The sequence below is a fragment of the Paraburkholderia fungorum genome, from assembly GCF_046026025.1.
Lineage (GTDB): Bacteria > Pseudomonadota > Gammaproteobacteria > Burkholderiales > Burkholderiaceae > Paraburkholderia > Paraburkholderia fungorum_E.
The window spans coordinates 38,709-64,736 of the sequence record NZ_JAQQFL010000027.1; the positions used below are offsets into that span (position 1 = coordinate 38,709).

At 63.1% G+C, this 26,028-nt stretch carries 21 protein-coding genes; 14 read left to right on the top strand and 7 right to left on the bottom strand.

Going from position 1 to position 26,028, the window contains the following annotated elements:
• The first annotated feature begins 171 nt into the window (after positions 1 to 171).
• Positions 172 to 1,833, top strand: coding sequence for a collagen-like triple helix repeat-containing protein (locus PQR67_RS25970; RefSeq protein ID WP_408465498.1), 1,662 nt, complete (start codon positions 172 to 174; stop codon positions 1,831 to 1,833).
• A gap of 85 nt (positions 1,834 to 1,918) precedes the next feature.
• Here PQR67_RS25970 and PQR67_RS25975 read toward each other — a convergent pair whose 3' ends face one another.
• From PQR67_RS25975 to PQR67_RS25985, 3 genes are all read right to left on the bottom strand, one after another.
• On the bottom strand, positions 1,919 to 2,935 hold the full coding sequence (locus PQR67_RS25975) for a cupin-like domain-containing protein (RefSeq protein WP_408465500.1): 1,017 nt from the start codon (positions 2,933 to 2,935) through the stop codon (positions 1,919 to 1,921).
• A 141-nt stretch (positions 2,936 to 3,076) separates the two neighbouring features.
• Positions 3,077 to 4,222 (bottom strand): branched-chain amino acid ABC transporter substrate-binding protein, encoded by a 1,146-nt coding sequence (locus tag PQR67_RS25980; RefSeq protein ID WP_120346767.1) that lies wholly within the window; start codon positions 4,220 to 4,222, stop codon positions 3,077 to 3,079.
• Between the two features lie 434 nt (positions 4,223 to 4,656).
• Entirely contained in the window at positions 4,657 to 5,760 is a 1,104-nt protein-coding gene (locus tag PQR67_RS25985) for an NAD(P)H-dependent flavin oxidoreductase (protein WP_408465502.1), read from the bottom strand.
• Positions 5,761 to 6,029: 269 nt separating this feature from the next.
• Here PQR67_RS25985 and PQR67_RS25990 point away from each other — a divergent pair, with 269 nt between their 5' ends.
• Entirely contained in the window at positions 6,030 to 6,728 is a 699-nt protein-coding gene (locus tag PQR67_RS25990; RefSeq protein ID WP_408465504.1) for a dienelactone hydrolase family protein, read from the top strand.
• A gap of 215 nt (positions 6,729 to 6,943) precedes the next feature.
• Entirely contained in the window at positions 6,944 to 8,464 is a 1,521-nt protein-coding gene (locus tag PQR67_RS25995; RefSeq protein ID WP_408465506.1) for an amidase, read from the top strand.
• 196 nt (positions 8,465 to 8,660) lie between these two features.
• Here the strand turns inward: PQR67_RS25995 and PQR67_RS26000 are convergent, their stop codons facing one another.
• The 3 genes from PQR67_RS26000 to PQR67_RS26010 form a co-directional block, all read right to left on the bottom strand.
• The gene (locus PQR67_RS26000) at positions 8,661 to 8,972 is read right to left on the bottom strand and encodes a high-potential iron-sulfur protein (RefSeq protein ID WP_172162225.1); all 312 of its coding nucleotides are present in this window, start codon (positions 8,970 to 8,972) and stop codon (positions 8,661 to 8,663) included.
• Between the two features lie 201 nt (positions 8,973 to 9,173).
• A complete protein-coding gene (locus PQR67_RS26005) occupies positions 9,174 to 10,280 on the bottom strand; it encodes an NAD(P)/FAD-dependent oxidoreductase (protein WP_408465508.1) in 1,107 nt (368 codons plus the stop codon).
• A gap of 436 nt (positions 10,281 to 10,716) precedes the next feature.
• A complete protein-coding gene (locus PQR67_RS26010) occupies positions 10,717 to 11,694 on the bottom strand; it encodes an AAA family ATPase (RefSeq protein WP_408465510.1) in 978 nt (325 codons plus the stop codon).
• Between the two features lie 267 nt (positions 11,695 to 11,961).
• On the opposite strand from PQR67_RS26010, the gene PQR67_RS26015 reads away from it, so the two are divergent.
• The gene (locus PQR67_RS26015; protein ID WP_408465512.1) at positions 11,962 to 12,465 is read left to right on the top strand and encodes a hypothetical protein; all 504 of its coding nucleotides are present in this window, start codon (positions 11,962 to 11,964) and stop codon (positions 12,463 to 12,465) included.
• Between the two features lie 104 nt (positions 12,466 to 12,569).
• Complete coding sequence (locus PQR67_RS26020) at positions 12,570 to 13,367, top strand: endonuclease/exonuclease/phosphatase family protein (RefSeq protein WP_408465514.1); 798 nt, start codon at positions 12,570 to 12,572, stop codon at positions 13,365 to 13,367.
• An 85-nt stretch (positions 13,368 to 13,452) separates the two neighbouring features.
• On the opposite strand, the gene PQR67_RS26025 is transcribed toward PQR67_RS26020, so the two are convergent.
• A complete protein-coding gene (locus PQR67_RS26025) occupies positions 13,453 to 14,385 on the bottom strand; it encodes an aldose 1-epimerase (RefSeq protein ID WP_408465626.1) in 933 nt (310 codons plus the stop codon).
• 396 nt (positions 14,386 to 14,781) lie between these two features.
• Here PQR67_RS26025 and PQR67_RS26030 point away from each other — a divergent pair, with 396 nt between their 5' ends.
• The 9 genes from PQR67_RS26030 (at position 14,782) to bcaP (ending at position 25,733) form a co-directional block, all read left to right on the top strand.
• The gene (locus PQR67_RS26030) at positions 14,782 to 15,834 is read left to right on the top strand and encodes a LacI family DNA-binding transcriptional regulator (protein ID WP_408465628.1); all 1,053 of its coding nucleotides are present in this window, start codon (positions 14,782 to 14,784) and stop codon (positions 15,832 to 15,834) included.
• A 112-nt stretch (positions 15,835 to 15,946) separates the two neighbouring features.
• Positions 15,947 to 16,966, top strand: a complete 1,020-nt coding sequence (locus PQR67_RS26035) for an ABC transporter substrate-binding protein (protein WP_408465516.1) — start codon at positions 15,947 to 15,949, stop codon at positions 16,964 to 16,966.
• 465 nt (positions 16,967 to 17,431) lie between these two features.
• Positions 17,432 to 18,997: a sugar ABC transporter ATP-binding protein gene (locus PQR67_RS26040; protein ID WP_408465630.1), complete on the top strand. Its 1,566-nt coding sequence runs from the start codon at positions 17,432 to 17,434 to the stop codon at positions 18,995 to 18,997.
• Entirely contained in the window at positions 18,987 to 20,024 is a 1,038-nt protein-coding gene (locus PQR67_RS26045) for an ABC transporter permease (protein WP_408465518.1), read from the top strand. The genes PQR67_RS26040 and PQR67_RS26045 overlap by 11 nt, the downstream gene beginning before the upstream one ends.
• Before the next feature lie 29 nt (positions 20,025 to 20,053).
• Positions 20,054 to 21,013: an ABC transporter permease gene (locus tag PQR67_RS26050; protein WP_408465520.1), complete on the top strand. Its 960-nt coding sequence runs from the start codon at positions 20,054 to 20,056 to the stop codon at positions 21,011 to 21,013.
• A gap of 424 nt (positions 21,014 to 21,437) precedes the next feature.
• Entirely contained in the window at positions 21,438 to 22,208 is a 771-nt protein-coding gene (locus PQR67_RS26055) for a ferredoxin--NADP reductase (RefSeq protein ID WP_408465522.1), read from the top strand.
• 428 nt (positions 22,209 to 22,636) lie between these two features.
• Complete coding sequence (locus tag PQR67_RS26060) at positions 22,637 to 23,485, top strand: sensor histidine kinase (protein WP_408465524.1); 849 nt, start codon at positions 22,637 to 22,639, stop codon at positions 23,483 to 23,485.
• Positions 23,486 to 23,495: 10 nt separating this feature from the next.
• Complete coding sequence (gene rqpR, locus PQR67_RS26065; RefSeq protein WP_408465526.1) at positions 23,496 to 24,152, top strand: response regulator transcription factor RqpR; 657 nt, start codon at positions 23,496 to 23,498, stop codon at positions 24,150 to 24,152.
• 189 nt (positions 24,153 to 24,341) lie between these two features.
• The gene (bcaP, locus tag PQR67_RS26070; RefSeq protein WP_408465528.1) at positions 24,342 to 25,733 is read left to right on the top strand and encodes a branched-chain amino acid transporter BcaP; all 1,392 of its coding nucleotides are present in this window, start codon (positions 24,342 to 24,344) and stop codon (positions 25,731 to 25,733) included.
• The last annotated feature ends 295 nt before the right edge of the window (positions 25,734 to 26,028 follow it).

The following is a 26,028-nucleotide window of genomic DNA, read 5'->3' on the forward strand; positions in this document are numbered from 1 at the left end:
TGACGTGTTCCTCGCCACATCGGCGGTATCAACGCAATCATCCGCGCACGAAAACTCCGGCAACCCCTTGATTTGTATTGATTTAATCCCGACTGCGATCATGCAGGTATAAATGGCATAAGCCTTGCAGTTAGCTCCCCAGCAGTTTTTCAAATTACGGGGGAGCAGACCATGAATCGCAATTTCAAACTGTCGGCGATCGCCATGTGCGTGACGTCGATGATCTTACTGACCGGATGCGGAAGCACAACGATCAGGCCGGGTAGCTTGAGCGGAGCGGGTGGTGGCGCGGGCGCCGGCGCAGGCGGTGCAGGCGGTGCAGGCGGAACACCGACGCCGACGCCCACACCGACGCCTACTCCGACACCCACGCCGACTCCTACGCCAACGCCAACACCAACACCGACGCCGACTCCGACTCCGACTCCGACTCCGACTCCGACTCCGACGCCAACACCGACACCGACGCCGACGCCCACGCCAAGCAGCGCCAATCCGATCGGCGTCGTCGTCCAGAACACGGGCAATGTAGTCAGCGCGACCGGCCAAACCGTCTCCGCGATCGGCACTCAGATTGGCCTCACGCCGATCCCAGGCGGGAACCCTGCCACCACGACCGCGCTCGGCAACGTCGTCTCGAATCTCGGTGCCGGCGTCACAGCGGTTGGCACGGGTGCGGCGAACGGCCTCGGCCAGCTCGGCAACTCCAAGGATCCGCTCGGCACGACGCTGGCAAGCAGCGGCGGCCTGGTTTATAACGCAGGCCAGGCCGTCAACAGCGCCGGCCAGCTCGTGACGAGCCTTGGCACCGGCCCCACCGCGCCGCTCAGTCCGCTGACCACGCCGCTCGGCAGCGTGGTTTCGACAGTTGGCATTACAGTCAGCGGCCTTGGCACGCAACTGACCTCCCAGCTAACGACCGGCCCGATCCAGCAAGTGACGCAAACCGTCAGCACCGCGATCACGCCGATCACCACCGTGCTCGCGCAAACGACTCAAACTGTCGGCGATACGACCGGTCTCGGTTCACCGCTGAACGGACTGCTGTCGACCATCGGTCATGGCCTCGACAGCGCCGGCAGCCAGGTCAGCAACGCGACCAACAACCCGATCGGCCAGGGCCTCGGCAATGTCGTGAGCAAGCTCGGCGACACCGTCACGTCTGCCGGCGGCCTGCTGACCGCAGGCGGTTCGAGCGGCGGCAACCCGCTCGGCGGCCTCACGGGCATTCTGAATCCGGGCGGCAGCAGCGGTACGACGGGTAATCCGCTGGCGCCGTTGACCAGCATTCTCACCGCGCTGCCCGGCACCTTGAGCGGCGGCCTGACCGGCGGCAGTGGCTCGAGCAGTCCGCTTGCGCCCTTGACCAACATCCTCAGCACGGTGACCGGCACGCTCGGTGGCGTCGGCGGCAGCTCAAGCAGTCCGCTCGCGCCGCTAACCAACGTCCTCAGCACGGTGACCGGCAGCCTCGGCGGCCTCTCCGGCGGCTCGGGCAGCAGTCCGCTTGCACCGCTGACCGGGGTGGTGAACTCGCTCACCGGCGCATTGAGCGGCGCGGCCGGCGGCAGCGGCAATCCGCTCGCACCGGTGACCTCGGCGGTGTCCTCGCTGACAGGCGCGCTCGGGTCGGCTACGGGTTCGGGCAGCACCGGCGGGACAGGTGGAAGCGGTGGAAACGGTGGAAGCGGCGGCGCCAACAATCCGCTTGCACCGATCACCGGCCTGCTGAACACCCTCACCGGTGCATTGACCGGGACGGCGGGCTCGGCGGGCGGCACGACAGGCGGTGGCTTGCTCGGCGGTCTGGGCGCACTGACGCCGAAGAAGTGACGAATAACGACGGTAAATAACGGCGCGCTAAAACAAGCGTCGAAGGGGGGCGGCGAGCCGGGTCAACCGGCTCGCCGTTTTTTTGTCACAGCTCGTGATACGTCGCGTAATTACGCGAGAAATCATTACGCTGCAGAAAGTTGGTGAACGTCATGGTCACCGTGGCATCGAGTCCTTCTACGTAATGCCACCAGCCGATCGGAAGGAATAGCAATTCGCCGGGTTCGAGCGTGCACTCCATCACTTGCGCATTGCGCACCGAAGGGAAGCGTTCGTAGTCGATCGCACTGCCATCCACCAGCGAATAGCAATGCAGCATATTCACCATATGCGGCGTATCGGACAACGGAACCAGCTTGATCTGCTTGCGGCCCATCACCTGCGCCATGAAGTTATTGGTTAGATCATGGTGAAACGGTGTCTTCGTTCCAGCCGGTCCCATCCAGAAAAAACCGGTATCGGGCGACCCGGCATCGAGATATTCGCCGATAGTCGGCACATCGGACCATAACGCCGCGAGTGCCGCGCGATTGTGCGAGGTGTTATTCGCGGTCATGTAGAAATCGTTGGTCGGGCCGCTACGTTCGACGAGATCGACATAGTCGGCGAAGCGCATCATGCGCTTGAGTTTAGGCTGATTGATTTCATAATTCGCGTCCGACTCGCGGCCAAACTGCACTTCGACTTCGGCATCCCCGCAACGCTCGCGAAAATACTCGAAGCTCCATTGCGTGCGCGCCGGCCAAAAATCGAAAGCCCCGGTGATGATGACGGGCCGATTCTGAAAGTAGTACTGCTCAAAGAACTCGTCACGCGACAAACGCTCACGCTTTTCGATCACGCCGCTCCCAGCGCGCATTCGATTGAGTGTGCCGTACACCGACAATATCCATTCACGCTTACGCAAACGATTGCGCAACCGCGCGGCACCCTCAAAGTAAGGACTCGCGAGCGCTGTTTCGATTTCACGAGCGGCTTCTGCCGGATCGAAACCATGTCCGACCAGCGCACCGTGCACGGCGGGCGGCGGTGCGTCGAGCAGCAGATTCTCGGTAATCCAGCGCCGCCAGCCGTTATCGATCGAACGGTTCACAGTGGTCACGGCATTCTCCCAAACAAGGTTCTCAAAGCCGCCAGCTTCACACGCAGATGCCCAAAAGAAAAGGCACGCGAACCATGCGGCGCGCGTGCCTTTTAACTACCTGATCGAAGACAAACCAAGCTGTCTTCGGTCATGCGGCTCTTACATCTTGACTACGTCGAGCAGCGTCTTCTTGCCTGCCTTGTAGTTGTACAGCGAGATCACGCCGTGTTGAAGGTCGCCCTTCGAGTCGAACGTGGTTTCGCCGATCACACCCTTGTAGTCGGTCGCCGGCATCGCTGCCAGGATCTTCGCCGGATCGGTCGAGTTCGCACGCTTCATAGCGTCGACGATGATGTACACAGCGTCATACGTGAACGGAGCGTAGATCTGGATCGGCTGACCGAAACGCTTTTGGTACTTGGCAAGGAACGCTGCGCCGCCAGCCATCTTCTCGAGCGCCATACCGGCTTCCGAGCAGACGATGTTGTCGGTTGCGTCGCCAGCCAGGTCCGACAGCTTGTCGGTACACACGCCGTCGCCAGCCAGAACCTTCGCACGCAGGCCGAGCTGCTTGGCTTGCTTGGCGAACGGGCCGCCGGTTGCGTCCATACCGCCGTACATGATCGCGTCCGGGTTTTCGCCCTTGATCTTCGTCAGAATCGCGCGGAAGTCGACAGCCTTGTCGTTCGTCGCGTCATGCGACATCACGTTCAGGCCCAGCGACTTGGCGGTCTTTTCGAATTCGTTGGCGAGACCCTGGCCGTAAGCGGTCGAGTCGTCGACGATCGCGACGCTCTTCACTTTCAGACCCTTGGCTGCGTAGTTAGCCAGTGCCGGACCTTGTTGCGCATCGGTCGCCACGACGCGGTACGTCGTCTTGAAACCTTGTTGCGTGTAAGCCGGGTTCGTTGCCGACGGCGAGATCTGCACGATGCCTGCATCGCTATAGATCTTCGAAGCCGGAATCGAGGTGCCCGAGTTCAAGTGACCGACCACTGCGACGACCTTATCGTCAACCAGCTTCTGCGCGACTTGCGTAGCCGTACGCGGGTCAGCTGCGTCGTCTTGTGCGTCGAGTTGCAGCGTGATCTTCTGGCCGCCGATCGTCAGGCCCTTGGCGTTGATTTCCTCAACTGCCAGGCGCGCGCCGTTTTCGTTGTCTTTACCCAGGTGAGCGATACCGCCGGTCAACGGTGCAACGTGGCCGATCTTGACGACCTCGTCCGCCACCGCGCCCGTTGCCAACGACGCAAACAACATGGCAGCAGCGCTGATCGGCAACAGCTTTTGAATCTTAGTGTTCATGTAAGTCTCCAGTTTCGGTCCCAAAAACAACGTAATCGCCCTGTGCCCCCCGCGTCCCTACACGTGTCGCTCAGTCCCGTGGACGACCACGCCGGTTGCATCGTTCATGCACTTGGCCAGCACGTTCACCGGACTGTTTGTGGCAGGCGGCAAACCGTACTTGCGCGCAAGTGTAGGCCAACAAATTAAATTGTGGGACTTTTTTGAGGAAGTGGGATGAACACTAATAGCGTTTATCCAACAGGCGGCGATCCGGACTTGAAGAACAGGCTGGAAAGCACCAGCCCATGCGGGTTTCCGCCAGGTGAGCTGTTTGTCTAACAACGTGCTCTAAAGCTTTTAGCGCGTGAAACCGTTAATGTTTCGAATAGGCTTTGTGCTTATAAACGAGGCGCGCCGCAGCTTGCAGCGAGGCGCGCCAGGGCCTGGCTGAATCAACGCTTGAGCGCGGCGATCCGTGCGGCTACGGCATGCCATTCCTCGTCGAGTTGCCGGACCAGTTCCGCCGCGCCGAGCCCTTCCCGACGTTTCTGGCCAAGCGGCGCGCCCTGGCCTGACCAAAGAGACAGATAGTCGCTGTTTTCCGCGCGGCTCGCGGTTTGTCGTAGTTCCTGCGTCAGGGCGTTTTGCACCGGATAAGGCGCGACCTTGTTCATCGACTCGCTCAAGCGCAGCATCAACGGATTGCGTATGCCGCGCGCATGGCGGCCGGTGATCGCGCGCGTCACGGAGGTCGACGTGTCGGACATTGACTGAAAACGCGCTTTCCATGCCGGGGAGATCGAACTCTCGGCGCACGTGATGAACGCGCTCCCCATCATCGCCGCCTGTGCGCCCAGTGCCAGCGCTGCGGCGATACCGCGGCCGTCCATGATGCCGCCCGCCGCAAGCACCGGCAGCCCGGTCGCATCGACGAGTTGCGGCACCAGCGCCATGGTGCCGACCAGCGCGTCTTCGAAAGCGCCGATGAACGTGCCGCGATGGCCGCCGGCTTCCGCCCCTTGCGCGACGATCGCGTCAGCCCCCGCGTCGCGCCACGCCAGTCCTTCTGCGACATGAGTCGCGGTCCCTATTACATACAGACTCGCGGCGTGCAAACGGGCGACATCCACTTTGGAGAGCAGCCCAAACGTGAAGCTGACCACCGGCACACGCAATTCGATCAGCATGTCCAGTTGCGCGCGGAAGTCCGGCGCGTAGCGTTCGAGTGGGCTGCCCGGGGGCAGACCGAGTTCCGCGCGGATCGGATCGATCGCTTCGAGCGCGCGGCGCACCGTCACCTCATCAGGCGTAACAGGCGGCAGTGCAAACAGATTGACGCCGAACGGACGATCAGTCAGCGCGCGGATTGCCGCGACTTCACTCGCGAGCTTCTCCGGCGCCAGCGCCGCGCCGGCCAGAAAACCGAATGCGCCCGCGTTCGACGCTGCTGCGACCATTGCCGGCGTGGTCGCGCCACCGACCATCGGCGCCTGCACAACCGGCACCCGCATGCCGAAACGTTCGGCAAATGGCGTCACAAAACTGCCTTCACTCATGATCGATTCCTTGTTTCCCAAGACCGCGCGACACGCGTGGGTCGATACGCTCGACTCTACCGAGCCTCGCGCACGCGGGAAAATGAATTATCGAGAATGTTTCAATCGCCTTACGAGATTGGCGCCGCGCGTGGGGTGCGCGGCGGGCGTCGCCGGGCGGCACGCGGCCTCGCTGCAAGGGCTTTCTTTTGATGGCAAACTGACCGCCCGCTTCAGGCATTCATTCAGACCACCCCCGCGCATGAACGCACGGGCAAATGGAGAGCAACATGAGCACGACTTCCCGCTGGATCGACATTCCCGCCGGCAACGACAGCTTCGGCGGCTATCTGGCGCTGCCCAAAGGCGGCAAGGGACCGGCCGTCATCATCATTCAGGAAATCTTCGGCGTGAACAGCCATATCCGCTCGGTCGCGGATCAGTACGCGCAAGACGGCTACATCGCGCTCGCACCGGACGTGTTCTGGCGCGTGCAGCCGCGCGTCGAATTGACGTATGACGGTGCGGATCGCGAGAAGGGCATCGAGTTGATGCAGAAGACCAACGTCGATCAGGCCGTGTCCGACATCGGCGCAGCCGCTGCGGCGTTGCGCGCCATGCCGGAAGTGACCGGCAAGATCGCGGCAATCGGCTTCTGCTTCGGCGGTCAACTCGCGTACCTCGCGGCCGCGCAAGGTTCGCTCGACGGCGCGGTTGCTTACTACGGCGGCGGCATCCAGAACAAGCTCGATCAGGCTGCGAAGATCAAGGTGCCGATGCAATTCCACTACGGCGAACTCGACGCGCATATCCCGTTGTCGGCTGTCGGCCAGATTCAGGAACGCTTTGCCGGCCGCACCGATGCGGAATTCAACATTTATCCGAACGCCGATCACGGCTTCAACTGCTCGGATCGCGGGTCGTATAACCAGCCCGCCTCGGCGCTCGCGCATGGCCGTACGCTGACCTTCCTCGGTGAGCGGCTGTAACTCCCGGCTGTAACTCCCGGCTGTAACTCGCGGCTGTAACTCCCGGCTGTAACTCGCGGCTGTAACTCGCGGCTGTAACTCGCGGCTGTAACTCGCGGCTGTAACTCGCGGCTGTAACTCGCGGTGGTAACTACAGGTTGTAGCCCGAGGTTGTGGCCCGCGGCTGCAACCGGCAAACTCAACACTCAACACTCGATCGAGAGGGCCCCGGCGTCGTGCAATCAGACTATCTCGCCCATGACGCCATCGGCCTCGCCGAACTGGTTCGAAACCGCGAAGCAAGCGCGCGCGAATTGCTGGACATCGCGATCTCCCGTACCGAGTCCGTCAATCCCGCGATCAACGCGATTGTTCTGAAGGACTACGACGCCGCGCGTCAGCGTGCCTCGCGTGACGATGCCAGCAGAGCAAATCGCACGAGCCATGCGGACGGTGACAGCGCGCAGGCAGCGCTCGCGGGCGTGCCCTTTCTGATCAAGGATCTGGGCGCGGCAGTCGCCGGCTTGCGCATGGCGATGGGTAGCCGTCACTATCGCCACTTCATTCCCACCGAGGACGCACCGGTCGTCGCGCTCGCCAAGGCGGCCGGCCTCAATATCTTCGCGAAGACCAGCACCTCCGAACTCGGCCAGATGCCTTATACGGAGCCCGAATTGTTCGGCGCGTGCCGCAATCCGTGGAGCCTCGACCACACGCCGGGCGGTTCGAGCGGCGGTGCGGCCGCGGCAGTTGCCGCAGGCATTGTGCCGCTTGCGCACGCATCGGACGGCGGCGGCTCGATCCGCATTCCCGCGTCATGCTGCGGACTCTTCGGCCTCAAGCCTTCCCGCGGACGTGTGCCGCGCGCAACGGCCGCCGCCGCGGCCGGTGAGCTCGGTGTCGATCACGCGGTATCGCGCAGTGTGCGCGACAGCGCATTGCTGCTCGATCTGCTGGCGGGCAACGCGGATAGACCGCTCGGCGCACCGGGCACCTTCCTTGGCGCAAGCCGCGAACCATGCAAGCCGCTGAACATTGCCTACGTCACCGATTCGATGCTGGCGCCCTCCCTCTCCGTCGACTCGCGCAGCGCGCTGGAAGACGCCGCGCAACTCGCCAGTTCGCTGGGCCATAACATCGAGCCGGTTTCGCTGGGAATCGATTTCGCGGCGGTCCGCCATGCGTTCCTGATGCTCTGGTCGGTGACGGCGGAAGAAATGGTGCTCAACGCCGATCGCGTCACGGGCCGCAAACCACTGCGCAACGAGTTCGAAATCTCGACATGGGCCATGGCGCATGTCGGCCGCAAACTCGGCGAGCGCGGCCTGCCCAGCGCGCTGGAAGAACAGCGTCGCATCACTGAACACCTCACCGATTTGCTGAACCGCTACGACGTGCTCCTGTGCGCGACGCTCGCGGGCGCCCCGATCAAGATCGGTGAAATGCACCCCACCTCCGCGGAGCGCATGCAGATGCGCGCCGTCACGGCGATGCCGCTTGAAGCCCTGATGAAAAAGCTGCTGACCGAAGCGTCAAACAAGGCGTTCGCCTGGGCGGGATGCACGGAGTTGTTCAATCTGAGCGGACAACCGGCGATGTCGGTACCGCTCTACTGGAACGCGCGCGGGCTGCCTATCGGCGTGCAGTTCGCCACGCGTGTGGGCGGTGAAACAACCCTGTTGCGGCTGGCCGCGCAACTCGAAGCGGCGCGGCCATGGTTCGACAAGCGGCCGCCGTTGATGCAGGCGCGCAGCTAAACGAAGAAACACCCGGCGTATCGGCGCAGGTGACCCGCTTCATTTGCCTGACCGTCAAGGCCGGCAGATAGCCGGACAACAAAAAGGCGTCTGTCGCGCAGGGCGGCAGACGCCTCAATGATCGGACCGCAGTCCGGCGCTGTGATGTTGCAGCGCATTTACCGCGCCACTGAGCGTGTGCGCGGGCGGAACGAAATCAGGCCTTCTTGTTATAGGCGCTGCACCAACCCGTGCTCGCGACCTGCTTGCCCGCGAACATCGGGCAGCCCGCATAGGCGTCGGTCGGCTTGCCTTGATAGAAGCTGCAGTTGCCGCAGTCCTGGCCCGCTGCGTATTTCGCGAACTTGGCCTTGTCGACTTTGCTCGCGTCGGCTTTGTAGCCGAGCGCCTGAGCGGTCGGATCGGTCTCGGCAACCTTCGGTGCGTCGGCGAAAGCCTGGCGCGACAGCGCGAAAGTCGATGCCACACCAATGCTGGTGATCAAAAACGTACGACGGGAAGATTTCATGGGGGACTCACTCCATTTATATTGAACTGATCGCCGTTCTAGTGACAGCGGTCCCCAAGGATAGCAACGAAGCCCTTGCGCGTGATGACTCAAATGATAGAGATAAGCGAATTGGTACGACGCCGCGCTCGACAATCGAGTGCGGCGCGCCGGTTAATCGTGCGGGCGTGAGAATCTGGGTGAAAACCCGTGGTGCGACGATTAGGCGCGCCCGCTCAACTCACAGACGCGCTGCGCGATCGCCAGCGAGGCCGTCAATCCCGGCGACTCGATCCCGAACAGATTGACGAGCCCGCGCACGCCGTGCGCGGCTGGACCTTGAATCACGAAATCGGCAGCGGGCTCGCCTGGGCCGGAAAGCTTCGGACGAATCCCCGCATACGCGGGCTGCAGGGCCTGGTCTGGAAGCGCGGGCCAGTACGCGCGAATCGCGGCGTAAAAGGAATCCGCGCGATGCGGATCGACGTCGTAATTGATCGCATCGACCCATTCGACGTCGGGACCGAAACGCGCCTGGCCGCCAAGATCGATTGTCAGATGCACGCCGAGACCGGCTTCGTTCGGCATCGGATAGATCAGCCTGCTGAACGGCGCCCGCCCCGAGATGCTGAAGTAGTTGCCGCGCGCAAGGTAGAGCGGCGGCACATGGCGCGCATCGAGGCCGCGAATCTTGCGCGCCAGCGCATTCGCTTGCAAACCGGCGCTGTTGATCACGCAGGCGGCGCTGATCGTGGTCGGCGCGCTGCCGCCCACCTTGATGATGAAGCGGCCGTTGCTCGCCTCGATCGCCTCGACCGGCGCATGGAACGCACACACCGCGCCGTCGCGCTCAGCGTCGCCCTGGATCGCCAGCATCAACTGATGACTATCGACGATACCTGTCTGCGGCGAGAACACAGCCTCCACACATTCGAGCGCGGGTTCGAGCGCTTGCGCCTGGTCGCCGTTGATCCGCATCAGATCGAGCACGCCGTTCTCACGCCCCTTCGCCATGATGCTTTCGAGCTGAGGAATCTGGTTGCGCGAGGTGGCCACCAGCAGTTTGCCGCAGCGCGAATGTGGCACGTTGTGCTCGGCGCAGTAGTCGTAGAGCATCTCGCGGCCGCGCACGCAGAGCGCCGCTTTCAGCGAACCGCGTGGATAGTAGATCCCCGCGTGAATCACTTCGCTATTGCGCGAGCTGGTGCCCACGCCGATCGCTTCGGCCGCTTCCAGCACAATCACTTCGCGCCCGCGGGCCGCAAGGGCGCGCGCCACGGCTAGACCAATCACGCCTGCGCCGATCACTACACATTCGATTTGATCCATGTCCCTTGACGCGGCCAACTTCGCCGCGCACTGCCTCGTTCACCCGATAACCATGAAGACAGGGTACGGCTATCGAGAACCGCACACCGCTCGCTGTCGAACGCACCTGGCCTTACGCAACCGCATTGAAAAATTGTACGACGCTGCACAGACACAAATGCCCGCAGTCGGAACTGCGGGCATTCGGTCTCGAGCAGGTCTAAAACGCATGCTTCGGACACGATAAGTGTACGCCGCCGACGACCGCCGCGCTCGATTCTTCATGCGGACCGGATGCCGTGCGGCGGCACGGGCGGCAGACGGTGACAGGCGATCGCGCCTCGCAATTCGCAACAATTGCCGAAGCATTCATCTCATTACCGGCACAGATACCCGATTTGTGACCACGAGAAAACCGTCTGAAGACGGTTTTCTCGCAAAAACAGTGCAAAAACCCTCAAAAACCAATCGGTTTTCGTCGATTTCCGTAATCCAGCCGGATATCGCCAGCTTCGATCCAATCGCGTCCGCCGATGCGCGCCGCACCGAAGCCATTCAGAATCGCGCGCCGCATTTCACGCGGCGACGCCAGCTTCAGCGCATCGAGCGCAGCGTCGCCGAGTGTTTCGGGAAAGCGCAGACCCCAGTTATGCGCCGAGCGGATCTCGTCGTAGATCGATTGAGCGATGCGGCGCGCGCCGTCGTGGTCCGGCGGTGGAATCTCATACACGTTCATCCGGTTCAGAATCGGCTCCGGGATCGAGCGCTCGTCGTTCGCCGTCGCGATCCAGATCACGTGACCGGCATTGATCGGAATCTCGGCGAATTCGTCGATGAAGGTCTGCGCCGTGTCGTGCTCGAGCAGCGCGTACAGCGCGCCGAGCGGATCATATTGCGAATCGCCGGTGGCCTTGTCGATTTCGTCGACCGCGATCACGGGGTTCGCGTAACTGCCATTCACGAGCGCATCGAACACCTTGCCCGGTTTGGCGTTCTTCCACTGCGACGACGCACCCGACAGAATCCACCCCGCGGTCAGCGAACTCATCGCGACGTATTGATAGGCGGTGCCGAGCAGGCGCGCCAACTGCTTGGCAAAGTGCGTCTTGCCGATGCCCGGGTCACCCAGCAGCAGCATCGGCATCAGTTCGAGCCGGTCTTCGGTCTCCAGACACAAGGCGACCTGCTTGCGGATGTCGTCGAGCGGCGCTGAAAAATTGGGCAGTGCATCGATCAGATCGTCGATCGACGGCATCCGGTTCGGCTTGACGCAGAAGCGCAGATTGCCGGTTTTCAGCATCTTTTCGTACGTGGCGCGCAGTGCCTCGTTTGCGCCCTCACCGAGATCGTTCAGTGCGTGCTCGACCTGATCGAGGTCGTACACCCGGCTGAAAGATGCTACGGCGATTTCCTGTTTGACCATGGCTGTTGTCATCGCTCACCCCGTCTGGCTGGCCTTGCTGCTACGGCGCCTGACCGGCGCCGTTCAAGTCCAGTGTAACGAGGACACATTCGTGTGCAAGCCAGCAGTCGTGCGGCTCTGCTGCTAACAACGGCTTGTTTTCGGCGACCTCCCGCCCCACCTGAAATACTGTATTGCTGAACCCGGCCCTGTTTGAGATGTCAGAAAAACGTTCTGCCTATCAGGCGTAAGATGGCCCTCTGACTACGCTGCCGGACGCAGTGCCCGGAGAATTTTTTTATGTGGAAAACCAGTATCGCCGCCGTGCTTGGCGCCGCGCTGTTCAGCACTTCGCTGCTTGCGAACGCACAAGGGGCGACCCAGCAGGTCGTGCAATGGCAGTTGCAGGTCATGCGCGACGGCCAGCAGATCGATTCCTTCGACGGCGCCACCACCGTCGGCCAGGCGCGCACGGACACGCACCACAAGGTGGTGCAGCATAACGTCGGCTGTAAGGACCAGCCGGGCGGCAGCATCGACCTGGCGCGCACACTGACGGTTTCGCCGCTGCGGGCGGATGCGAGCGCGGTCACGCTGTCGATCGACGCTCAGGAAACGTTCGAGGAAGACACGGCGCAGCAAACCGATACCGGCTGCAAGCTGCCGCCGCAACCGCGTCAGGTGAGCGCGAGCCATCCTGGCCTGAACGTGCCCGCCGGCCAGTGGACCAGTTGGACGATCGTCGACAAGAACCCGAACCTGGTCTATCGCGTGCGTGCGAGTCTCGCGAACAACCCGAGCTAGGGCAGGGCCGCCGCAAATCAGCGCAGGTCGAAGCAAACGCGAGCAAACTCGAACGAACTCAAGCGAATAACTGAAGCCCCAACAGGACACGTGGACAACGCGGCATGCGAAACCCAGAAGAATTGATCCGCGAGAGCGTAGCGCCCAAGGATTTCATGGCGGTGAGCTGGAATCTGCATAAAGGCCGCACGCCGCTCGGCTTTCAGGCGTGGCAGGCCATGCAGCGCTGGGTTCAATCGACCCATGCGGACGCGTATTTTTTGCAGGAAGCGATGGCGCGGCGCATGCCTTCGCCGATTCTGGCGAGCAGTTTCGGCTCGCCGCTTGCCGACCCGGAGAGCGATGTCTGGCATTGCCAGGCCACGGAGATCGCACGCGCGGCCGAGCTCGAAATCGCGCTTGGGCCGAACGTGTTCAAGCCGTCGTGGCGCCATGGCAATGCGATTCTGTCGCCGCATCCGCTCGATCTCGGCGGGCGCTGGGATATCTCCGCGCATCGCTTCGAACGACGCGGGCTGCTGGTCGCGCGGGCAACCTTCGGCGGTCATTCGGTCACGCTGCTGTGCGCGCATCTGGCGCTCACGCGCTCGGCGCGCTTGCGGCAGATGAACTGGATCGCGCACTGGATCGCGAAGGAAGCGCCGGAAGGTCCGCTCGTGCTGGCCGGCGATTTCAACGACTGGCGCAACGACTCCGTGCCGCTCTTCGCGGAACACGGCCTGCAGGAAGTGGCCACGCTGCTCGGCGAATCGGGCCGCACGTTCCCGGCCTTCTCGCCGGCGCTCGCGCTCGACAAGATGTTCGTGCGCGGCATGAAACCGATCGAATGGATTCAACCGACGCAGGAAACCGCATGGCTGTCGGATCACTTGCCGTATATGGCGCGGTTGCGGGTGGAGTGAACGACGTTAAAAGGCGGCATGACCACCGTTTTCTTTTTGCCCGCCACGAACGCGAAGCCGGCAGGTCAGCGCTGACCAACGCGCATTAGCCTCTTCGCGGCGTCCAGTTCAGCGCCGCGGCGATCTCCTCGCCTGGCTGCAGCACGCAGCCGCCCACCTGCTCCCGCATGCCGGGCGCGTTGAAGCAATCGGTAGTGTTGGTCACCGGCTCCACGCACAGTTGCGCATCGTCGGCGGGCGCGAATACCACCATATGATCAAAGGGCGCGTCGGCGGTCATCGTCAATTGGCGGCGTTCGTCCGGCCACGCAATCGTCGCCTCGCGCGACCAGTTGGCGAAGTTGTTGTCGAGCGCGAACGCATCCGGCGACATGCCCTGGCGCAGCGCCTCGACCGCGGGATGCGGGCCGAGATGGGTGGGCAGCACGTCCGCGTCGGCATGCCACATGCCTTGCACATCGGCATAGACGCGAGTCTGCGCGGTGCGCGGATAGTACGGGTGATGGCCCATGCCGAACGGCATCGGCCGGTCACCCAGATTCTGCGCGGACATTGCGATGCGCAGCGCGCCGCCGATCAACTCGATACGCTGCCGCGCGCGATACCTGAACGGCCAGTCACCGGGGCGCTGTGAATCCGGTTCGTGTTCGAAGAGCAACTCCACCGAGCGGTCCGTGCGCGTCCCCACCTGCCAGGGACGCCGCCACGCATTGCCGTGCAGCGCGTGCGCAAAACGCAAGTCATTGCCGCCCAGATCGACTGTGCTGCCGTCGAACTGAAAGCGCGCGTCGCGAATCCGGTTGCAGTAGGGGAACAGGGGAAAGCTAGCCATGCGCAGCGGATCGCGTTCGTCGAACGCGGCTTGCGTGGCGGGCCGCAACCAGTGCAGCGGGCCTTCGGGCGTCGACTCGTAATAAGCCGCCAGGGCACCGCCAATTTCAGGCGCGACTACGACTCGCATGGTGCCTGCCGTCAGCGTGACAAGCGTCGGCGCGATCGCCGGATCGGCGAGCCACATGAGCTCGCCGAGTTCATTGCCGAAGGGCCGGACCGGATTCAAGGAAACGTCGCGCATGATCAGAAAGGGCCGGGCCTCAAGCAGATGGCGATATGAACGCCCATCGATGTCTCCAATGGCGCGCCGCGCACAGCGCGCGGCCGGCGAACCGCCAGGGTCCGCGCGACCGAGAATCGCACGCCAAAGCGTACCGGTCAATATTATTAGTAATAAATTTGTCGAATCCAGTTCACTCATGCGCCAACGACAGCTCCCAAATGGCGGGTTAGCGTGCGTTGCTGCCCGCATATTATTAGTGGTACCGTCAGCACCACGAATGCCATCGACACCCCCCTGCTTTCGCGCCGCTCCAAGGCGGCCCGCACAATGAAAAAATCGACTCAACGCCGTCCGACCATGACCGACATCGCCAAGCTCACCGGCGTGTCGCAATCCACGGTCTCGCTGGTCCTGAACAACGCGACCGGCGCGAAATTCTCCGAGACCACCCGCAACAAAGTGCTGAAGGCCGCGCACGACCTGGGCTACCGGCTATCGCTGCGCGAACCGGTGTCGGCATCGAACGATGAACGCAACCTGATCGTCTATCTGGCCGACGAGATTTCCACCAGTCCACACCCGGTCGTCAATGTCGACGGCGCACGCGATGCAGCCTATGCGAGCGGGAAAATGCTCGCCGTCTACTCGACGCACGGCAATGCCGACATCGAAAAGCAGGTGCTCGACGCAACGCTGTCGAACCCGCACGTATTCGGCGTGATCTACGCAACCGTCTACACCCGCAAGGTCACCGTGCCGCCGGCGCTCTCGCAGGTGCCCACGGTGCTGCTGAACTGCTACACGAGCGAAAGCGGGCTTTCTTCGGTGGTGCCCGCCGAGGTCGCGGGCGGCCATCTGGCGACCGACTATCTGCTGCAGTCGGGGCATCGGCGGATCGGCTATATCAACGGCGAGCCCTGGCAGGATGCCTCGAAAGACCGTCTGAAGGGCTATCGCACCGCGCTCGCCACCGCCGATCTGCCATTCGCGCCGGAGCTGGTGCGCGACGGCGACTGGAGCTCGGGGGTCGGCTTCGAAATGACGCTCTCCCTGATGCGCGAGACGCACCCGCCAACCGCCATTTTCTGCGCCAACGACCTGACCGCGCTGGGCGCGATCGAGGCGCTCAAGCAACTCGGCCTGCGCGTGCCCGAAGACATTTCCGTGCTCGGCTACGACGATCAGGAAATCGCCCGTCACACGCATCCGCCGCTGTCGACGGTGGTGCTGCCGAACTACGAACTGGGACGCTGGGCTGTCGAGACCTTGCTGCAGGAAGAGTACAACCGCGCAGCCGGCGCACCGGTGCGGCATCGGCTCGTGAAACTCGACGGACCGCTCGTCGAACGCGGGTCAGTCAGGGTAATTACCGAGGCAGAAAAGCCAGCAATTAATATTATTAGTGATTGACCGATAATAATTCTCGATGAAATAATCGGCACGTGCGGTCAGGGTGAAGCAACCCGGCCGCCAGGAGAAACACTAAAAAGCAAATACATCTCACCGGTACTGGAGGAAGACAATGGCGTCGCTCAACACGCAGTCGCGCAAACACGCGCGCAGGCAGCAGATTCGTCCGCTGGCAGGTTCACTGCTGGCTCTGGCAATCGGGTTCGGCGTCGCCACGGCGCACGCCGACGACGCGCTGCCGAAGTTGCCCAACAAGACCCCGCTTAAGGTCGGTTTCGCGCAGACCGAAAGCAACAATCCGTGGCGTCTCGCGGAAACCAAGAGCTTCAAGGACATCGCCGCGAAGTGCGGCTGGCAACTGGTCATGACCGACGCCAACAGTTCGAACTCGAAGCAGGTATCGGATATTCAGAACATGATCGCGCAACACGTCGATCTGCTGGTGTTCCCGCCGCGCGAAGAAAAGCCGCTTGCGCCCGTCGTGTTGCAAGCTAAAAAGGCCGGCATTCCGGTAATCCTGGTCGACCGCGACGTCGATCAGTCGGTGGCCAAGGCGGGCCGCGACTACATCACTTTCATCGGCTCGGACTTCATCGATCAGGGCCATCGCGCCGCTGACTGGCTCGTCAAGGCAACGGGCGGCAAGGCGAAGATCATCGAACTCGAAGGCACCACGGGTGCGTCCGCTGCGAACGACCGCAAGAAGGGCTTCGACGAAATCATCGCGAAGAACCCGGGCATGACGATCATTGCCTCGCAAAGCGGCGATTTCGCGCGCGACAAGGGCCGTCAGGTGATGGAAACGCTGTTGCAGGCGCACCCGGAAGTGACCGCCGTCTACGCCCATAACGACGAAATGGCGCTCGGCGCGATCGCCGCGATCAAGGCCGCCGGCAAGCAGCCGGGCAAGGACATCCAGATCGTCACGATCGACGGCACCAAGGGCGGCATGGACGCGATCGCCGCAGGCGAACTCGGCGCGAGCGTGCAGTCGAGCCCGTTCTTCGGCCCGCTCGCCTGCGACGTCGCCCAGCGCTATGCGAAGGGCGAAAAGATCCCGACGTGGGTCAAGGTGTCGGACCGCTTCTACGACAAGAGCAACGTGCAGCAGAACATGCAGTACGGCTATTGATCGGCAGCCGCCTTCGTACGCGCGGTTTTATAGCTTGAGGGCAATGCCGTAACGGCGTGTTCACGCATGCCGGAGCGCGAAGGAAGTCTCTTCGCGGCATTGCCTGCAAGACGTCCTCGCCCCGGATCCGTCTCCTCGGGGGGCGGGTGGCGGGAAGGGTTCGGAGCGACGCGCTCGTGGCAGCACGAGCCGTCGCTTCGTTTTTCATGAGCCGTCGCTTCGCTTTTGTGCGGCGTAATATGGTTCGGCGACACCGTCGGCATAGCGCCCGAACGGATGGCCACAGCGGCTCGCACATGCAACTCATGCGGCCTATCAGGCAGCACATCGGGCTGGACCTCGGGCTGCACCTCAGCCGGCCCATGAAGCAGCAGGTGAAGCAGCATACGCATCAGGAGGACACCCGTGACGGAATCCGCCAAAGAGACGCCACACGCTTCCCTTACCCGCACGCCGTTACTGGAGATGCAGGACATCGGCATCAGCTTCGGCGGCGTGCCCGCGTTGCGCAGCGCCAATCTGAGCGTGGCCGCCGGCGAAGTGCACGCGCTGATCGGCCAGAACGGCGCCGGTAAATCGACCATGATCAAGATCCTGACCGGCGCGTACCGGCGCGGCTCGGGCAGCGTGCGCTTCGAAGGCCGCGACGTCGATTTCCGCACCCCAAAGCAGGCGCGTGAAGCCGGCATCAGCACGATCTATCAGGAGATCAACCTGGTGCCGTTCCGCTCGGTGGCGGAAAACATTTTCCTCGGCCGCGAGCCGCGCCGTTTCGGTCTGATCGACTGGCGCGCGGTGCAAACGCGCGCCGCCGCGCTGCTCGAATCGTTCGGCTTGCAGATCGATGTGAAGAAGCCGGTCGGCCGCTATTCGACCGCGATCCAGCAGATGGTGGCGCTGGCGCGCGCGGTGTCGTCGGACGCGAAGATGGTCATCATGGACGAGTCCACCTCCTCGCTCGACGAACGCGAAGTGGAACTGCTCTTCACCGTCGTGCGCAAACTGCGCGACGACGGCCGCGCGGTGATCTTCGTGTCGCACCGGCTCGACGAACTGTATGCCTTGTGCGACCGCGTCACCGTGATGCGCGACGGCCAGACGGTCGCGCAAAGCACGATGGCGGAGATGGACAAATTGCAACTCGTCACGACGATGCTCGGCCGCACGCTTGCCGCCGTCGTACAGGAAGACGCCGCCGCGCGCGAAGCGAACCTCGCGCGACGCGGCAAAGAGGCCATCGCCGTGACGCAACTGAGCGCGCATCCGAAAGTGAGCGACGTGTCGCTGCAAGTGCATGCGGGCGAAGCCGTCGGGCTCGCGGGCCTGCTGGGCTCGGGCCGGACCGAAACCATGCGCCTGATGTTCGGCGCGGATCCGCTCGAACGAGGCGCGCTGTCGATCGGCGGCGAAACAGTGACGTTGAAGTCGCCGCAGGACGCGATCGCGCGCGGCCTCGCTTACCTCACCGAAGACCGCAAGGCCGAAGGCATCGTCCCCGAACTCTCGGTGCGCGACAACCTCACGCTCGTCTGCTTGCGTACGCTGGCGAAGAACGGCGTGGTGGACGTGAAGAAACAGCAGGCGATCGTCGAGCGTTTCATTGCATCGCTCGGCATCAAGCTGCGTTCGGCCGATCAACCGATTCGCGAGTTGTCCGGCGGCAATCAGCAGAAGGTTCTGCTCGCCCGCTGGCTCGCCGCGCAGCCTTCACTCCTGCTGCTCGACGAACCGACCCGCGGCATCGACGTCGGCGCGAAAGCCGACGTGGCGAAGATCGTGCGCGAACTGCGCGATGCGGGGCTCGCGGTACTGCTGTCCGCTTCTGAACTTGAGGAACTGACCGCCGTGGCCGACCGCGCGGTGGTGATCCGCGACGGCCGCACCGTCGCCGAACTGAATGGCGCCGAGATGAGCGAGACCGCCATCATGGACGCCATCGCCTACGGCAGTGAAGGCCCGTCGCCACTGGCCGAAGCCGCCCAGTCCGCCCATATCGAAGACGCGTTGGAGGGCGACCGTCATGGCGCTTAAGTTGCACACCGAGTCGTTGCGCCCCCAGGCTAACCAAGCCGCACAGCCCATGCCGGCCGCCGCCGCGCCCCGCGCCACTGCGGCGTCGACGGTGAAAAAATGGCGGCATCTCGCCATGCAGCGCGAAGTGATCGTGCTGCTCGCGATGGTGCTCTTCAACCTGATCTTCACCCCGCACTTCTGGTCGCTGCAAACCTTCAACGTCAACATGACGCAGGTGGTGACGATCGTGATCGTCGGCATCGGCATGACACTGGTCGTGGCGACGGGCGGCATCGACCTGTCGGTGGGCGCGTCGATGGCGATCTCGGGCGCGCTCGCGCCGATGCTGTTCCTGAACATTGCGGGACCGGGCGGCATTGCGCTCGCGTTCGTGCTGCCGGTGCTGGCGGCGGCCGCGTGCGGTGTCTTCAACGGCTGGCTGGTGACGCGGCTATCCGTCCAGCCAATTGTCGCGACGCTGGTGCTGTTCATCGCCGGGCGGGGCATCGCCCAGGTCGTCACCGACGGCAGCCTGCAGGCGTTCAACACGCCCGCGTTCCAGTGGATCGCCTTAGGCAAGGTCGCCGGCGTGCCGTTTCAGGTGCTGCTGATGCTCGCGCTGGTCGTGCTGTTCGCGTGGATCGTGCGCAAAACGCTGTTCGGCCAGTATCTGCTGATCACCGGCGGCAACGAAAAGGCGGCCTATCTGTGCGGCGTGCCGACGGCCACCGTGAAGCTGATCGCCTACACGCTGTGCGCCGCGCTCGCGGGGCTGGCGGGACTGATCTCGATCTCGGTGAATTCGTCGTCGGATGCGAACGTGGTGGGGCTCGGCGTCGAACTCGATGCGATCGCCGCGGTGGCGGTCGGCGGCACGGCGCTGACCGGCGGCAAGGCGTATATCGGCGGCACGCTGATCGGGGCGCTGATTATCCAGTTGCTGCGCTATACGCTGCTCGCGCACGGCATTCCCGACGCGGCGGCGCTGGTGGTGAAGGCCGGCATCATCGTCGCGGCCGTTTATGTGCAGCGGCGCTCGCGGTAACGCCTCCAGGACACTTCGGATTCGATGCGATGAAAAAGAACCTTCCCATCCTGCTTGCCCTCGTCGCGCTCATCGTGCTCGGCCTCGTGCGCTATGACCATTTCGGCTCGGCCTACAACATCACCTCGTTCTGGCGCTACAACTCGATGTTCGCGCTCATCTCGATCGGCATGGCCTTCGTGATCATTACGGGCGGGATCGACCTGTCGGTCGGCACGGTGGCGGCTTTGGCGAGCGTAGTCGCCGCGTTGACCAGCGGGTACGGCGGCTGGGTCGCCGTCGTGGCGGGTTGCGCGGCGGGCACGGCCGTCGGCGTGCTCAACGGCCTGATCATCACGCGGCTGAAAATCCTGCCCTTCATCGTGACGCTCGCCACCAGTCTCGGCGCGCACGGCGTCGCGCTGCTGCTTGGCAAGAACGACGCCGTGTCGATTGCCGCCGATTCGAACTTCGGCAACTTCGGTCAAGGCGATCTGTTCGGCCTGCCGATCCCGGGGATCGTGGCGGTGGTCGCCGCCGTGGCCGGCTGGCTCGCGCTGCGCAGCACGCGCTTCGGGCGGCATTCGCTGGCCATCGGCGGCAGCGACGAAGCGGCGCGGCTGATGGGCCTGAACGTCGACCGCACGCTGGTGATGGCTTACGCGGTAAGCGGCCTGCTCGCCGGCATGGCGGGCGTGATCCTTGCCGCACAGTTCGGTGCGGGACAGCCGAATGAAGGCGTCGGCTGGGAGCTGTTCGCGATCTCGGCGGTGGTGCTCGGCGGCACGTTGCTCACCGGCGGCGAAGGCTCGATCGCGATGACAATCGCCGGCGTGTTACTGCTCGGACTGGTGTTCAACCTGCTGAACTTCGAGAATGGGCTCGGCTTCATCAGCCTCTCGGCGTACTGGCAATCGGTGATTCGCGGGGTGTTCCTGCTGCTGGTGATCGTGCTGCAGGCAAGGGTATTGAAGCAGCGCGGCAAGAAGCGAGTGACGGCCCCGGCCTGAGCGGCGGCGAACCCCATGGGATGCTTTGCCAGTTTTATCAGCAGGGTCAATGCTGCAGCGCACGGCGGGTTTCGGTATCATCCTGAAAATGTTGCCCGCGTGACGCGCCTATCCGGCGCATGCCGGACAGCCGGTGGCAGCCGCCCTGCGGCGGTTTTCGCCCATCGCCGTACCCTTGCTGGAGTGCCGCCGCAACGCGCCAACGTACTTCGCGGCGCCCATCGCGACAGCCGCTGGCGCCAACGCTTCCAGGTCCGGTAACCCGCTTCACCGCGCTAAACCGCCGCGCCGCAGCCCTCTGGCAGCGGGCGCGGTAAAATAGCAGATTGCGCGTGATTCCCGACCTCGGGTTAGCGCAGCATCGCCCTTGCCGTGCCGGCCGGCTCAAACGACTGGCCGCCTTTTTCGCACTATCCAAGAAGCCATGAGCAACCTGAATTCACAAACCGTCCTGAGCGTCCATCACTGGACCGATACGCTTTTCAGCTTCACCTGCACGCGCGATCCGTCGTTCCGTTTCGAAAACGGCCAGTTTACGATGGTGGGCCTCGAAGTGGACGGCAAGCCGCTGATCCGCGCCTACAGCCTTGCCAGTGCGAACTACGAAGAGCACCTCGAATTCCTGAGCATCAAGGTGCAGGACGGCCCGCTCACGTCGCGCCTGCAGCATTTGAAGGTCGGTGACGAGGTCCTGATCGGCAAGAAGCCGGTCGGCACGCTGATGGCAGACAACCTGCTGCCGGGCAAGACGCTGTGGCTGCTGTCCACCGGCACGGGCCTCGCGCCGTTCATGTCGATCATCAAGGATCCGGAGATTTACGACCGTTACGAGCGCGTGGTCCTGACCCACACCTGCCGTTTCGTCGACGAACTGGCGTACAAGGAATACATCACGGATCACCTGCCCGCGCACGAGCATCTGGGCGAGCTGGTGCAGGAAAAGCTGCTGTACTACCCGACGGTGACCCGTGAAGCGTTCCAGAACCGCGGCCGCATCACCGAACTGATCGAAACCGAAAAGCTGTTCGCCGACCTTGGCGTGCCGGGCTTCTCGCTCGAAGACGACCGCGTGATGCTGTGCGGCAGCCCGCACATGCTGCGCGACACGCGCAAGCTGCTCGACGACCTCGGCTTCGAGGAAGGCAGCAACAACGCACCGGGCCACTACGTGGTCGAAAAGGCGTTCGTAGGCTAAGCGAACACTTAGATCGGACGGTTAGCGCCGCGAATCACCAGAAAGGAGCCTTCGGGCTCCTTTTTTGTTGCGCGGTTACAAATCAGTGCCATCGCATTAACATTTGACGTCGGTATTATTCCTACAGACCTAACGTTGCAAAACATCAACCATTGCGTGAAATGTACGCGCTAACCCTTGGTGTGCCTGCATTTTTTCTTTTTTTAAGATATCATCGCGGCGCACGATCGGTGGGTTTACATGCCGCCCATGGCACGACCTGCATGTTACTGAATGTAAATTTCGTTACGCCGCAGCGTAGCAATTTGTCCGTCGCGCACAACGCTTCAAAGACATCACTGGAGGCCAGAGACTCGCATGCGTTCTTTTGTCTTCGCGCCGATGCGCACCCGCTTCGCCGTCCACACTGTTTCCTGAGAGGGAAAGTCATGGATACGTCGATTGTCGTCCCCCTTGTCGTCCCGTTTGGCTCCCACATTGCGCCCTCACCTGCTCACGCCGCGCCGCAATCCGCTGCTGAGCGCGAACTCGCGCTGCTGCGTGCCCGCGTGCGAGAGCTGTCGGCGGAACTCGTTCAGGCGCAGGAAGCGGCCTGCCGCCATGTGGCGCGCGAACTGCACGACGGCGTGGGTGCTGAGCTGACCGCGACGCGTTTCGCCCTTGCCGGCGTGGAAACCTGGCTGCCTGCCAATGCACCGCCGCAGTGCGCCGCCGCGCTCGCCGTCGCGAATCGTTCGCTCGACGCCGTATGCGCCGCCAGCCGCCAGGCCGTCGCCGAACTGCATGCCCCGTCGCTCGAAGCGGGCATCGTCGGGGCGCTGGCGCAATGGACCCGCGACTTCGCCGCGCGCACGAACCTGCGCACGAGTTTCGTCTGCGCCGCCGACGTCCGGCTTACGCGCCTGCCCGCGGACGCCACACTGGCCGTCTTCCGGGTCGCCCAGGAAGCACTGAACAACATCGCCAAGCACGCGCGCGCCGAATCCGCCGACGTGCGGATCGAAACCGGCCGCCGTCATCTGACGCTGATCGTCAGCGACGACGGCATCGGCGTGACGCGCAACGCGCGCAGCCGTCGCGGCCACTTCGGCCTGAGCGGCATGCAGGCGCGCTGCGCCGCCTTCGACGGCACCCTGCGCGTGAGCACCCGGCGGGTAGCTTCACGGCGCGGCGACAGCGGTGAGGGAGCGCGCGGCACGCTCGTGCGCGCACGCTTTGCGTGGGATGCGATGCTGGCGAGCGCACCGGGCGCCGGGCGTCGCGCGCTGCAATCGTGAGCACGCCATCATGAGCCTGCGCATTCTGCTCGCCGACGACCACGCGGTGGTTCGCCAGGGCGTTCGCCAGTTGCTGCTCGATCGCGGCATCGCGCGCGAAGTCACCGAGGCGCAAAGCGGCGCCGAGGCGCTCGACGCCGTCGCCCAACACAGCTACGACGTGGTGCTGCTCGACATTTCGCTGCCCGACATGAACGGCGTCGAAGTACTCAAGCGTCTGAAACGCAAGGCGCCGCGCGTCGCCGTGCTGATGTTCTCGATGTACCGCGAGGACCAGTACGCCGTGCGCGCGCTGAAGGCCGGCGCCGCCGGCTACCTGTCGAAGACCGTCGACGCCGCGCAGATGATCAGCGCGATCCAGCAAGTCGCGGCGGGCCGCAAATACGTCAGCCCGGCCATGGCCGAAGCGCTGGCCGACTATGTCTCGTTCGACGGCGAACAGTTGCCGCACGAAAAGCTGTCGGACCGCGAATACCAGACGCTGTGCATGCTGGCTTCCGGCAAGCGGCTGACGGATATCGCCACGACGTTATCGCTCTCGGTGAAGACGGTGAGCGTGTACCGCACGCGGCTGCTCGAGAAAATGAAGCTGCGCAATAACGCTGAGCTGACCTTCTACGTGATGAGCAACCGCCTCGTCGATCTGAATCCGGCAATGGCCGGCTGACGTTTTTCTTCGACGATCGCTGCGCCAGCATGCGATCGCCCGGCCCCGCCCTCCCCAAGCATTTCCCGCTCGCCGTACGGCGACGAAAAACGCCGTCCCAAAATGGTGCACAAGCGTGCATCCGTTAAAATCGCGGGTTTCCCGACATTCGGCGCGCAAGATGCGTGCACTACTGGAGACCCACCGCCAATGTCCCTGTTCCGCAAGAAGAACGTCGAGCACATGATCGCCGCGAGCGCTCAGAACGCCGGCCTGAAGAAAGCGCTTGGCGCGCTCGATCTGACTTTCCTTGGCGTCGGCGCCATTATCGGCACCGGTATTTTCGTGCTGACCGGCACGGGCGCCGTTCAGGCCGGCCCGGCGCTGATGGTGTCGTTCCTGATCGCGGCGGTGGCCTGCGGCTTTGCGGCGCTCGCCTATGCCGAATTCGCGTCGACGATTCCGGTCGCGGGATCCATTTACACGTATTCGTACGCGACGCTTGGCGAACTGGCCGCGTGGATCATCGGCTGGGACTTGATGCTCGAGTACGGGCTGGCGACGTCCGCGGTGTCGGTCGGCTGGTCGGGCTATCTGCAATCGCTGCTGTCGGGCTTCGGCGTGAACCTGCCGGTCGCGCTGAGCGCGGCGCCGGGCGCGTTGCCGGGCCACGAGACATGGTTCAACCTGCCGGCTTTCCTCGTGATGATGGTGATCACGGCACTGTTGTCGATTGGCATACGTGAATCCGCGCGGATCAACAACATCATGGTGGCGATCAAGGTGACCGTGGTGTTGCTGGTGATCGGCGTGGGCGTGTTCCACGTGACGCCGGCGAACTGGCATCCGTTCATGCCGAACGGCTGGAATGGCGTGTTCGGCGCGGCGGCGGTGATGTTCTTTGCGTTCATCGGTTTCGATTCGGTGTCTTCCGCTGCGGAAGAGGTGAAGAATCCGAAACGCGATTTGCCGATCGGGATCATTGCGTCGCTGGGCGTGTGCGCGGTGCTGTACGTCGCCGTGGCGGCTGTGGTTACCGGCATCGTGCCGTCGGCGCAGTTCGCAAACATTTCGCATCCGGTGTCTTATGCGTTGCAGGTAGTGGGTGAGAAGTGGGTTGCGGGTTTTATCGACCTTGGCGCGGTGCTGGGCATGCTGACGGTGATTCTGGTGATGGCATATGGCCAGACGCGCGTGATTTTCGCGATGTCGCGGGATGGGTTGTTGCCGGCGAAACTTTCGAAGGTGCATCCGAAGTTTGCTACGCCGTTCTTTACGACGTGGCTGGTGGGGATTTTCTTCGGGCTGATTGGCGCGCTGGTGCCGTTGAATGTGCTGGCTGAACTGATCAATATCGGCACGTTGGCCGCGTTTTCGATGGTGTCGATTGCGGTTCTGGTTTTGCGGAAGACGCATCCTGAGTTGCCGCGGGCATTCCGGTGTCCTGGTGTGCCGGTTGTGCCGGTGTTGGCTGTCGCGTCGTGTCTGTTTTTGATGGTTAATCTTCAGGCTGTGACATGGGTGGCGTTTGTGGTGTGGTTGCTCATTGGGATGGTGATTTACTTTGGGTATTCGCGGCGGCATTCCAAGTTGGCCAAATGAGGGTTTGAGGTTTTTTTGCCTGCTCGGCGTTTGGTTGTGGTTTTATGGTTTTGGCCTTTTCGTTGTTCTGGGTTTTTGGGCCTTTCCTTGCTTTGTTAGTGGTCTATTAGCGTTCCCCCTGTGCGGGGGGCACCTACTTTTCTTTGCCTGCCGCAAAGAAAAGTAGGCAAAAGAAAGCGGCTCACACCGCTAATTCTTAAGTGGGTCCCCTGGCTTGGAGGGGGCAGTGGTGCATCTGGAATCGGTGCTCTCGCACACTTCGCGTCAGTGACACAGCCGTCATACTTCCGGCGGC

What these genes read in the sequence shown, in the direction of transcription:
- PQR67_RS26025 (WP_408465626.1), bottom strand. Translation starts at nt 14,385, where the DNA reads ATGTGGCTCGCCGATCCGGCGATCGCGCCGACGCTTGTCACGCTGACG.
- PQR67_RS26015 (WP_408465512.1), top strand. Translation starts at nt 11,962, where the DNA reads ATGTGGAAAACCAGTATCGCCGCCGTGCTTGGCGCCGCGCTGTTCAGC.
- PQR67_RS25985 (WP_408465502.1), bottom strand. Translation starts at nt 5,760, where the DNA reads ATGAGTGAAGGCAGTTTTGTGACGCCATTTGCCGAACGTTTCGGCATG.
- PQR67_RS26030 (WP_408465628.1), top strand. Translation starts at nt 14,782, where the DNA reads ATGACCGACATCGCCAAGCTCACCGGCGTGTCGCAATCCACGGTCTCG.
- bcaP (WP_408465528.1), top strand. Translation starts at nt 24,342, where the DNA reads ATGTCCCTGTTCCGCAAGAAGAACGTCGAGCACATGATCGCCGCGAGC.
- PQR67_RS25990 (WP_408465504.1), top strand. Translation starts at nt 6,030, where the DNA reads ATGAGCACGACTTCCCGCTGGATCGACATTCCCGCCGGCAACGACAGC.
- PQR67_RS26005 (WP_408465508.1), bottom strand. Translation starts at nt 10,280, where the DNA reads ATGGATCAAATCGAATGTGTAGTGATCGGCGCAGGCGTGATTGGTCTA.
- PQR67_RS25980 (WP_120346767.1), bottom strand. Translation starts at nt 4,222, where the DNA reads ATGAACACTAAGATTCAAAAGCTGTTGCCGATCAGCGCTGCTGCCATG.
- PQR67_RS26050 (WP_408465520.1), top strand. Translation starts at nt 20,054, where the DNA reads ATGAAAAAGAACCTTCCCATCCTGCTTGCCCTCGTCGCGCTCATCGTG.
- PQR67_RS26010 (WP_408465510.1), bottom strand. Translation starts at nt 11,694, where the DNA reads ATGACAACAGCCATGGTCAAACAGGAAATCGCCGTAGCATCTTTCAGC.
- PQR67_RS26045 (WP_408465518.1), top strand. Translation starts at nt 18,987, where the DNA reads ATGGCGCTTAAGTTGCACACCGAGTCGTTGCGCCCCCAGGCTAACCAA.
- PQR67_RS26055 (WP_408465522.1), top strand. Translation starts at nt 21,438, where the DNA reads ATGAGCAACCTGAATTCACAAACCGTCCTGAGCGTCCATCACTGGACC.
- rqpR (WP_408465526.1), top strand. Translation starts at nt 23,496, where the DNA reads ATGAGCCTGCGCATTCTGCTCGCCGACGACCACGCGGTGGTTCGCCAG.
- PQR67_RS26020 (WP_408465514.1), top strand. Translation starts at nt 12,570, where the DNA reads ATGCGAAACCCAGAAGAATTGATCCGCGAGAGCGTAGCGCCCAAGGAT.
- PQR67_RS26035 (WP_408465516.1), top strand. Translation starts at nt 15,947, where the DNA reads ATGGCGTCGCTCAACACGCAGTCGCGCAAACACGCGCGCAGGCAGCAG.
- PQR67_RS25970 (WP_408465498.1), top strand. Translation starts at nt 172, where the DNA reads ATGAATCGCAATTTCAAACTGTCGGCGATCGCCATGTGCGTGACGTCG.
- PQR67_RS26060 (WP_408465524.1), top strand. Translation starts at nt 22,637, where the DNA reads ATGGATACGTCGATTGTCGTCCCCCTTGTCGTCCCGTTTGGCTCCCAC.
- PQR67_RS26040 (WP_408465630.1), top strand. Translation starts at nt 17,432, where the DNA reads ATGCAGGACATCGGCATCAGCTTCGGCGGCGTGCCCGCGTTGCGCAGC.
- PQR67_RS26000 (WP_172162225.1), bottom strand. Translation starts at nt 8,972, where the DNA reads ATGAAATCTTCCCGTCGTACGTTTTTGATCACCAGCATTGGTGTGGCA.